The sequence below is a fragment of the Pseudarthrobacter sp. MDT3-1 genome, assembly GCF_054510755.1.
Map to the genome: position 1 here is coordinate 22,901 of NZ_JBTNDX010000036.1, position 8,814 is coordinate 31,714.

Annotated in this window: 7 protein-coding genes; all 7 read left to right on the forward strand. The window is 64.8% G+C overall.

Going from position 1 to position 8,814, the window contains the following annotated elements; all coding sequences use genetic code 11:
- The first annotated feature begins 22 nt into the window (after window positions 1-22).
- The 7 genes from ACX80X_RS19300 to ACX80X_RS19330 are packed head-to-tail and all read left to right on the forward strand — an operon-like array spanning window position 23 to window position 8,661.
- Window positions 23-1,597, forward strand: coding sequence for an FAD-dependent monooxygenase (locus ACX80X_RS19300; RefSeq protein ID WP_459310163.1), 1,575 nt, complete (start codon window positions 23-25; stop codon window positions 1,595-1,597).
- Complete coding sequence (locus ACX80X_RS19305; RefSeq protein ID WP_459313078.1) at window positions 1,590-3,626, forward strand: acetate--CoA ligase family protein; 2,037 nt, start codon at window positions 1,590-1,592, stop codon at window positions 3,624-3,626. Before ACX80X_RS19300 ends, ACX80X_RS19305 begins: the two co-directional genes overlap by 8 nt.
- Window positions 3,623-5,296 carry a (2,3-dihydroxybenzoyl)adenylate synthase gene (locus ACX80X_RS19310; RefSeq protein WP_459310162.1) on the forward strand — a complete coding sequence of 558 codons (1,674 nt, stop codon included), beginning with the start codon at window positions 3,623-3,625 and terminating at the stop codon, window positions 5,294-5,296. Before ACX80X_RS19305 ends, ACX80X_RS19310 begins: the two co-directional genes overlap by 4 nt.
- Window positions 5,297-5,303: 7 nt before the next feature.
- Window positions 5,304-6,428 carry a cupin domain-containing protein gene (locus ACX80X_RS19315; protein ID WP_459310161.1) on the forward strand — a complete coding sequence of 375 codons (1,125 nt, stop codon included), beginning with the start codon at window positions 5,304-5,306 and terminating at the stop codon, window positions 6,426-6,428.
- On the forward strand, window positions 6,425-7,246 hold the full coding sequence (locus ACX80X_RS19320) for a fumarylacetoacetate hydrolase family protein (protein WP_058929031.1): 822 nt from the start codon (window positions 6,425-6,427) through the stop codon (window positions 7,244-7,246). The genes ACX80X_RS19315 and ACX80X_RS19320 overlap by 4 nt, the downstream gene beginning before the upstream one ends.
- Entirely contained in the window at window positions 7,246-8,034 is a 789-nt protein-coding gene (locus ACX80X_RS19325; protein ID WP_459310160.1) for a maleylpyruvate isomerase family mycothiol-dependent enzyme, read from the forward strand. Before ACX80X_RS19320 ends, ACX80X_RS19325 begins: the two co-directional genes overlap by 1 nt.
- 48 nt (window positions 8,035-8,082) lie before the next feature.
- Window positions 8,083-8,661 carry an adenylate kinase gene (locus ACX80X_RS19330; RefSeq protein ID WP_459310159.1) on the forward strand — a complete coding sequence of 193 codons (579 nt, stop codon included), beginning with the start codon at window positions 8,083-8,085 and terminating at the stop codon, window positions 8,659-8,661.
- Window positions 8,662-8,814 lie beyond the last annotated feature (153 nt).

Below are 8,814 nucleotides of genomic sequence, written 5' to 3' on the forward strand. Positions count from 1 at the left end.
CAAACACTAGAAGGTGGCATCGATGGCACTTCGCGTAGCCTGCATTGGCGGCGGTCCCGGCGGACTGTTCTTCTCAACCCTGTTCAAGCAAACCGTTCCCGACGCCGACGTCGTACTCTTTGAACGGAACCAGGCCACGGACGCCTTCGGCTTCGGCGTGGTCTTCTCCGACGCAACACTGAATCGGATCAATGATGCCGATTCTGTTGTCCGGGACGGACTCCGGGACCACGGCACGCACTGGGACGACATCGAAGTCTGGCTCAAGGGTGAGCGGAAGTCCTTTGCAGGCAACGGTATGGCCGCCATCTACCGAAAGACCCTCCTGCAGCTGATGCAGGAACGGGCAGCGGAAGCGGGTGTGGACATGCGGTTTGGCCAGTATGTGCCGGACCTGTCACAGCTCGCAGACTTTGACCTGATCGTCGGCGCAGATGGCGCCAACTCATCGACCCGCGAACAACTCGGCGAAGGCCTGGGCCACACAGCCGAGACGGCCGCGGCCAAATTCATCTGGTTTGGCACCAGCCACAAATTCAAGGGCATGACCTTCCTCCACCGGAAGAGCGAGTTCGGCAACTTCGCTGTCCACGGCTACCCGATCAGTAAGGACCTGAGCACCTTCATTGTCGAAACCGATGAGGAAACGTGGCGCCGGGCCGGCCTGGACGAATTCGATGTCAGCCAGCCGCCGGGCCCGTCGGATTTGAAGACGCAGCGGTTCCTCGAAAAGCTTTTCGCCGAGGACATTGCCGGTGAGCCGCTGGTGGCCAACAGCTCCCGGTGGGCGAACTTCCGCACCCGCAGGACCCAGTCCTGGCACAAGGGCAACGTCGTCCTGCTCGGCGACGCCGTGCACACCGCGCACTTCTCCGTAGGGTCCGGCACCAAAATGGCCATGGAAGACGCCATCACCCTCGTCCGGGAAGTCGCAGCCCACCAGGACGATCTCGAAGCTGCCTTCACCAACTATGAAGCCGAGCGCCAGCCGCAGGTTGCCAAAATCCAGAACCAGGCACGCGGTGGACTGAGCTGGTGGGAACACTTCGGTAGGTACTACGACTCCTTCGCCCCCACCCAGTTCACCTTCCACTTCTTCTCCCGCAGCATCGACATCGACAAGATCCGCCAGCGTGACCCGGATCTGGTTGCGTCCACGGAGCAGGACTGGCTGGCCCGGCATGCCCACACACCACTGGAAACACCACTCGACGCCGGATCAATCCGGTTCGGCGGGCGCTTACTCTCTCTGACCCAGCAGGATGGCCAGATCGTCCTGACCGGCACAGGGGGCAGTATCGCCCTGGTCACCGACTCGGACTCGGCCGACGCCACCACAGGACTGCTTCTGACCGCACCGGATACTGAAGAGGACTTGGCAACTGCCTTTGCACAATTGCCAGCCCAGGCTGCCGCCGTTGTCATCCAAGGCGGCAATCCATTCACCCGCATCCTCCTTTCGGAGGAAGCCCGGCTTGGACGCGGCCTCACAACTGTCATCGTCGATGACCGCGGACCGGCATCGAACCTGACACTGGTGCTCTCCGGCCGAGCTGACGCTGTTGCCACCGCAAACGTGGAGGCCACCGATGCATAGCCTGACTCCCCTGTTCGCCCCGAGCGGCATCATCGTCGTTGGCGCCTCCTCCAGCCCCGAGAAGCTCGGCGCAGTCATGGCGCAATCACTCTCTAACTACCCGGGTCCCGTGGAACTCGTGAACAGCCGCGGCGAAAACGGCATGCACACCAGCATCGCTGCCGCCGCAGCCGCCATCCCCGGCGGCCCCGACCTGGCAGTCCTCTGCGTTCCTGCCGCCGCCACTGCCCAAGCGCTGCGTGACAGCGCTGCCAATGGCGCCAGGGCCGCATTGGTTTGCGCCGGCGGTTTCGCCGAAGCCGGCGGTCCCGGCGTCGAATTCGCACACCAGGTGGAGGCTGCTGTCCGTGACACCGGCATCCGGCTGCTCGGCCCGAACACGTCCGGCTTCTTCGTTCCCCACCGCAACCTGCGCGCCAGCTTCGTGCCCGGCGTCGCCGAACTGGAACCGGGTTCGGTGGCAGTCGTCGCGGCCAGCGGCGGTGTGAACCACGTCCTGGCATTCCACCTCCAGCGCTCCGGCGCCGGAGTCAGCCTCGCCGTCGGCATAGGTGCAGGCACGGACATCACCGCACCCGACGTCCTCGACTACCTGATCACTGACGAACAAACAAAGGCTGTAGCACTCCACTTGGAAACGGTGTCAGACGGGCCTGCCCTCATCGACGCCGTCTCGCGCCTCAGTGCGGTCAAACCTGTTGTCGCTCTGGTGGTTGGCCGCAACGATGTCTCCGAGTTTGCACATTCCCACACCGGAGCGCTGGCCACCTCCTGGCGCACCACACGTGCTGTCCTCAAGCAGGCAGGCGCAGTGATCGTCGACGACGAGAACCAGCTGGTTGCTGCTGTCACCGCGCTGGCGGGGCGCCGGCTAGCGCCGGCTGCAGACCCAGGAGTCGGTCTCATCACCGGACAGGCCGGACCGGGCCTGCTGATCGCCGATGCCCTCCACAGCGCGGGCGTGACGCTGCCGCGTTTGGCGCAGCACAGCCAGGACATCATCGGCACGTTGCTGCCACCTTTGACCTTTCAGGCCAACCCCGTTGACACGGGCCGGCCGGGACCCGGATACGAGAAAATCGTTGCGGCCGTGGCCAACGACCCGGCCATTGACGTCGTCGCCGTTTACGGGCTGACCGAACCCGTAGCGGACCTGCCACTCGCCGTCGCCAATTCCGGCGTGGCCGGCACGATGCCCTTCGTGATCGGTGTGGACGGGCCCGAAGGCGACCTCGAACGCGCACGGAAGTCAGCTCAACAACATGAGCTGCCTTTGATTTCGGGACCAACATCGCTGGCCCATGGCCTCACCGCCCTCGTGAACGACTCCCGGGGACAGTTCGTCCGCGCCGTGTCAGCTCAGCGTCACTTCACGTGGCCGGACCTGAACGGACCGTGGGATGAGAACCGTGCCAAGGAGCTCCTCGGCGCCCTTGGCATCGCCACGCCCGCTCGGCGCCGCTGCAGCACCCGTGCTGCTGCCCATGAGGCGCTGGCTGAACTGGCGACACCTGTCGCCGTAAAGCTGCTCGATGCCGCCGTCCTGCACAAGACCGAGATCGGCGGCGTGCACCTCGGGGTCAACTCCGCCGAGGCCATGGACCGCGCCCTGGACGGCCTTGAGGCCGCCGGAGCCCGCGAGTTCCTGATCGAAGCCATGGCCCCGTCCGGGGTGGACCTGGTTGTCGGTGTTCGCCGTGACCCCGTGTTTGGACCGATCGTGGTTCTTGGTTTGGGAGGCACCGCGGCCGAGGTCTTCGCCGATATCGCCATCCGTTCCGCTCCCCTCTCGGACCAGGCAGCAGAGGGCATGCCCAACGATCTGCAAGCCCGCGAACTCTTGTATGGCTTCCGCTCCGGGCCAATGCTGGATACAACGGAACTGGCTGGCGTTTTGATCAAACTCGGCGATGCCCTCGTCTCCAATGACGCCATCGCTGAGATCGAAATCAATCCCCTGCGCCTGACCCACCACGGACTCGTGGCGCTCGATGCCGTAGTTATCAATGTCGAGGAGGACAAGAAATGACAAGCCACACCAGCGAGGGCACCACCCCCTGGCCAGCCGACCTGGCCGCGGAGTTCCGCGCCAAAGGCTACTGGGAGGACCGCGCCCTGGGCAGCTACATCCTCGAAACAGCCGACCGGTTGCCTCACAAGATCGCAATCGTCGACGGTGACGTGCGGCTCACATACGCCGAACTTGCCAACAGAATGGATGCCGCCGCCGAACGCCTCCTCCAGTTGGGGCTGAAAGCGGACGACCGCATCATGGTCCAGCTGCCCAACGGCTGGCAGTTCGCGCTGCTGACCCTGGCATGCTTCCGCGCCGGCATCATCCCGGTCATGGCGCTGCCGGCACACCGGCAATACGAACTGTCCTTCCTGACGGAGCTCTCTGAGTCCCGGGCCATCGCCGTCCCGGATGTCATCAAGGACTTTGATCACCAGGCCATGGCCGAAGAACTTGCGGCATCCATTCCTGCTCTGGAGATCATCCTCGTTTCCGGTACGGCAAAGCCACTCAACGTACGGCTCGAGGAGATTTTGGCACCACTAAAGGACGTCTCGGCTACCCGGGCACGGCTGGACGCCGCCGCTCCTTCACCGGACTCACCCGCACTGTTCCTGCTCTCCGGCGGCACCACCGGCCTGCCCAAGCTCATCACCAGGACCCACAACGACTACGCCTACAACATCAAGGCCTGCTCCATCCCCACCGCCGTCACCGAGGACACCGTTTACCTCGGGACCCTTCCCGCCAGCCACAACTTCCCGCTGGCCTGCCCCGGAATCCTCGGCATCCTGTTCGCCGGCGGCCGAGTGATAATGCTGCCTAGCCCCGAACCACGCAAAGCCTTCGCCGCAATCGAACGTGAGGGAGTGACACTTTCGACCGCAGTCCCGGCCGTGGCCCAGCGGTGGATCGAATACCAGCAGGAAACCGGCAGCAGCCAACTCGCCACCCTCGAGGTCCTCCAGGTGGGCGGCTCCCGGCTGCCGGACGAAATCGCCCGGAAGGTCAAGCCCGTCCTAGGCGCCACGCTGCAGCAGGTGTTCGGCATGGCCGAGGGACTCATCAACACCACCCGGCTGAACGACCCCGAAGACGTCATCTGCACCACACAGGGCCGCCCCGTCTCCGAAGCCGACGAAGTCCGGATTGTGGACGAGTCCGGTAAGGACCTCCCCGACGGTGTCCCCGGATCCATCCTGACCCGCGGTCCCTATACCCCACGCGGCTATTACCGCGCGCCCGAAGCGAACGCCCGTGCCTTCACCCCGGACGGCTGGTACGCCAGCGGGGACATCGTAGAGCGCCGCCCCGACCGAAACCTGATTGTCCAGGGACGCGACAAGGACATGATCAACCGAGGCGGCGAAAAGATCTCCGCCGAAGAGATCGAAAGCCTGGTCTACCGGATCGAAGACGTCACCATGGCGGCTGCGATCGCGATGCCGGACCAGGTCCTCGGGGAACGGCTCTGCCTCTACATCACGGTCAAACCCGGGACCGAAGTCACCCTCGAACAGATCCAGGACCTGCTGCGCCGCACCGGCGTGGCAGCCTTCAAAATCCCTGAACATCTCGTCGTCGTAGACGAACTACCCACCACCAAAGTGGGAAAAATCAACAAAAAGGACCTCCGCGCCGACATCGCCGAACGCCTGGCGGCTGCCGGCTCCCAAGGAAATTAGGACTGTCATGACCGAGAATCTTACGCATGCCTCCGTTGCCGCCAACCAGCCTGTTCCGGAACCGACCGCAGAAGAGGCTGCCCAGCTCAAAGAGCTGTACACGGATTTCCAGACCGAGAACCTGATTCCGTTGTGGACGCAGATCGGGGATCTCATGCCGATGGTTCCGTCGCCTAAAGCCGTGCCGCATGTGTGGCGCTGGAGCGACCTGTACCCGCTGGCTGCCCGCGCGGGCGATCTGGTGCCGGTGGGCCGCGGCGGGGAACGCCGCGCCATTGCCCTCGCCAACCCGGGGCTGGGCAACACCCCGTACGCCACCCCGACGCTGTGGGCCGCGATCCAGTACCTGGGCGCCCGGGAGACCGCGCCGGAACACCGCCACTCCCAGAACGCCTTCCGGTTCGTCGTCGAGGGCGAGGGCGTCTGGACCGTCGTGAACGGTGACCCGGTCCGGATGTCGCGTGGAGATTTCCTGCTGACCCCGGGCTGGAACTTCCACGGCCACCACAACGACACGGATGAGCCGATGGCCTGGATCGACGGGCTGGACATCCCGTTCGTGCATTACGCCGACGCCGGGTTCTTCGAGTTCGGCACCGAGCGCGTCACGGACGAGGCCACCCCGCACATCTCCCGCTCCGAGCGGCTCTGGGCCCACCCGGGCCTGCGCCCGCTCTCGGGCCTGGATGACACCACCAGCTCCCCCATCGCGGCGTACCGGTGGGAATACACCGACCGCGCCCTGACCGAGCAGCTACTCCTGGAGGACGAGGGCCACCCGGCCACCGTGTCCCAGGGCCACGCCGCCGTGCGTTTCACCAACCCGACGACCGGCGGGGACGTGATGCCCACCATCCGGGCCGAATTCCATCGCTTCCGTGACGGCGCCTCCACCGAGGCCCTGCGCGAGGTGGGCTCCAGCGTCTGGCAGGTCTTCGAAGGCCGTGGCAGTGTTGTGCTGAACGGCGAGACCCGGAACCTGGAAAAGGGCGACCTGTTCGTGGTCCCGTCCTGGGCCGAATGGTCCCTGCAGGCCGAGACCGGGTTTGACCTGTTCCGCTTCAGCGACGCCCCCATTTTTGAACGGCTGAATTTTAACCGCACCTACACCGAAGGACGCAAGAACGCATGAGACTCCTCACCCTCCGCACTGAAAACGGCACCAAGGCTGTCCGCCAGGACGGCGACACGCTGACCGAAATTGAAGGGTTCTCCGACGTCGGAGCCCTGCTGAAGGACCCCTCCTGGGAGTCCATCGCCGCCGCTGCCACAGGCGCCACCCACCCGGTCGAGGGCGCTGACCTGGACGCCGTTGTTCCCGCACCGGGCAAGATCATCTGTGTGGGCCACAATTACCGCAACCACATCAAGGAAATGGGCCGGGAAGTCCCCGAGTACCCCACGCTGTTCGCCAAGTACGCCGAATGCCTGATCGGCCCGGACGATGACCTGGCCCTCCCGCAGGAATCCGACACGGTGGACTGGGAGTCCGAACTCGCCGTCGTCATCGGGAAGAAGGGACGCCGGATTTCCGAAGCCGACGCGCCCGCCCACATCGCCGGTTACGCCGTGCTGAACGACGTGTCGATGCGCGACTACCAGTTCCGCACCATACAGTGGCTGCAGGGCAAGACCTGGGAAAAGTCCACCCCGTTCGGACCGGCCCTAGTCACCAAGGACGAGTTCAGCGGCGGCCTCATGACCACCGCGGTCGACGGCGAGATCCAGCAGTCCACGCCCACCAACGACGTCGTCTTCACCCCGGAGTTCCTGGTCTCCTATATCTCCACCATCATCACGCTGAACCCGGGCGACGTCATTGCAACAGGTACCCCGGGCGGTGTGGGCCACGCCCAGGACCCCAAGCGTTACCTGCAGGAAGGCCAGATCCTGGTCACCACCATCGAAGGCCTCGGCCAGCTGAACAACCGCGTGGTCAAGGAATCCTGATGGTCGCACGCCACGACCAAACGACGGACCCGCAGCTGCTCGAATCGCTGCTGCAGGCGCGCCGCGGGACCGCGTTCTTCGCACGAAAGCTCAACGAGCTCTCGGACGCGGACCTCGACGGGCCCTCGCTGCTGCCGGACTGGACCCGCCGCCACGTGACCGCGCACATCGGCTACAACGCCCGGGCCATCGCACGGCTCATTGAGTGGGCGGCCACCGGGGTGGAAACACCCATGTACGCCTCCCCCGAGATCCGGGACCACGAAATCAATTTCGGGGCAACCCTGCCGCCGATTGCGTTGCGGCACCTCTTTGACCACTCAGCGGTGCACCTGAACGTGGAATGGCGCGACCTGCCCGCCGAGGCATGGCTCCACAAGGTCAAAACAGCCCAGGGCCGGACCGTCCCGGCCGAAGAAACCGTGTGGATGCGCACCCGCGAAGTCTGGACCCACGCCGTTGACCTGGACAACGGCGCCACATTCACCGACATCCCGGTCCCGGTCCTGACACGCCTGCTCACGGACATCACCTCCGCCTGGGCAACCCGCGGCACCGACACCGGGTTGCTGGTTCGGGTCACGGACCAGCAACCGGAACTGGAGTTCGGCAGCGACGGCCCCGAGGCACCCCTGGTGGTCTCCGGAACACTTGCCGGCGTGGTCCGCTGGGCAACAGGCCGCGGAACAGACGGCGTCACCGCAACAGGCACAGCCGGCGCTCCAAATAGTGCGACCGGGGCACCGCTCGGGTTGCCCGAGGTGCCCTCGGCACCGAAATGGATTTAGCAGCTCCAGGGCGCAGCCGCGGCAACGTCACTACGAAGGGCTTTTGCGATGACGAAAATTCTAATTATTGGACCTCCCGGCTCGGGAAAAGGCACGCAAGCAGAATGCATTTCCGAGCGCCTCGGCGTCGTGGCCATTTCCACCGGCGACATCTTCCGCGCCAACGTCAAGGGCGAAACGCCGCTTGGTATCGAGGCGAAGAAGTACATGGACAACGGGGACTTTGTTCCGGACAGCGTCACCAACAAGATGGTCCGTGACCGCCTCAGCGAGTCCGACGTCGAAGGCGGCTTCCTCCTGGACGGTTACCCGCGCACCACGGCGCAGGTGGACTACCTCGACGGGATCCTCGCCAACAGTGAAGAGAAGCTCGACGTCGTCCTGCAGCTCACTGCCGACGACGAAGAACTCGTCCACCGGCTCCTCGGCCGTGCCAAGGAGCCCGTCCGGAGCGACGACAACGAAGCTGTAATCCGCCACCGGCTGGACCTGTACCACGAGCAGACCGAGGCCGTTGTGGCCAAGTATGCCGAGCGCGGCATCCTGACCCAAGTTGACGGCATCGGCGGCATCGACGAGGTAACAGACCGCGTCATGCAGGCGATCAAAGGAGCCCAGGCAGTTTAGCCAAATCCCTCCATGCCTCATTTCACGGCTCCACATGGTGCAAGGAGGACACGCTCAGAATCATCCGATCGAGTCGGTAACCAAGAACGGCGCCCGGCACCCGTTTGTGCGGGTTCCGGGCGCCGTGCTTTGTCTTGAGGCTGCCTGCTGCTT

What these genes read in the sequence shown, in the direction of transcription:
- ACX80X_RS19315 (WP_459310161.1), top strand. Translation starts at nt 5,304, where the DNA reads ATGACCGAGAATCTTACGCATGCCTCCGTTGCCGCCAACCAGCCTGTT.
- ACX80X_RS19310 (WP_459310162.1), top strand. Translation starts at nt 3,623, where the DNA reads ATGACAAGCCACACCAGCGAGGGCACCACCCCCTGGCCAGCCGACCTG.
- ACX80X_RS19330 (WP_459310159.1), top strand. Translation starts at nt 8,083, where the DNA reads ATGACGAAAATTCTAATTATTGGACCTCCCGGCTCGGGAAAAGGCACG.
- ACX80X_RS19325 (WP_459310160.1), top strand. Translation starts at nt 7,246, where the DNA reads ATGGTCGCACGCCACGACCAAACGACGGACCCGCAGCTGCTCGAATCG.
- ACX80X_RS19320 (WP_058929031.1), top strand. Translation starts at nt 6,425, where the DNA reads ATGAGACTCCTCACCCTCCGCACTGAAAACGGCACCAAGGCTGTCCGC.
- ACX80X_RS19300 (WP_459310163.1), top strand. Translation starts at nt 23, where the DNA reads ATGGCACTTCGCGTAGCCTGCATTGGCGGCGGTCCCGGCGGACTGTTC.
- ACX80X_RS19305 (WP_459313078.1), top strand. Translation starts at nt 1,590, where the DNA reads ATGCATAGCCTGACTCCCCTGTTCGCCCCGAGCGGCATCATCGTCGTT.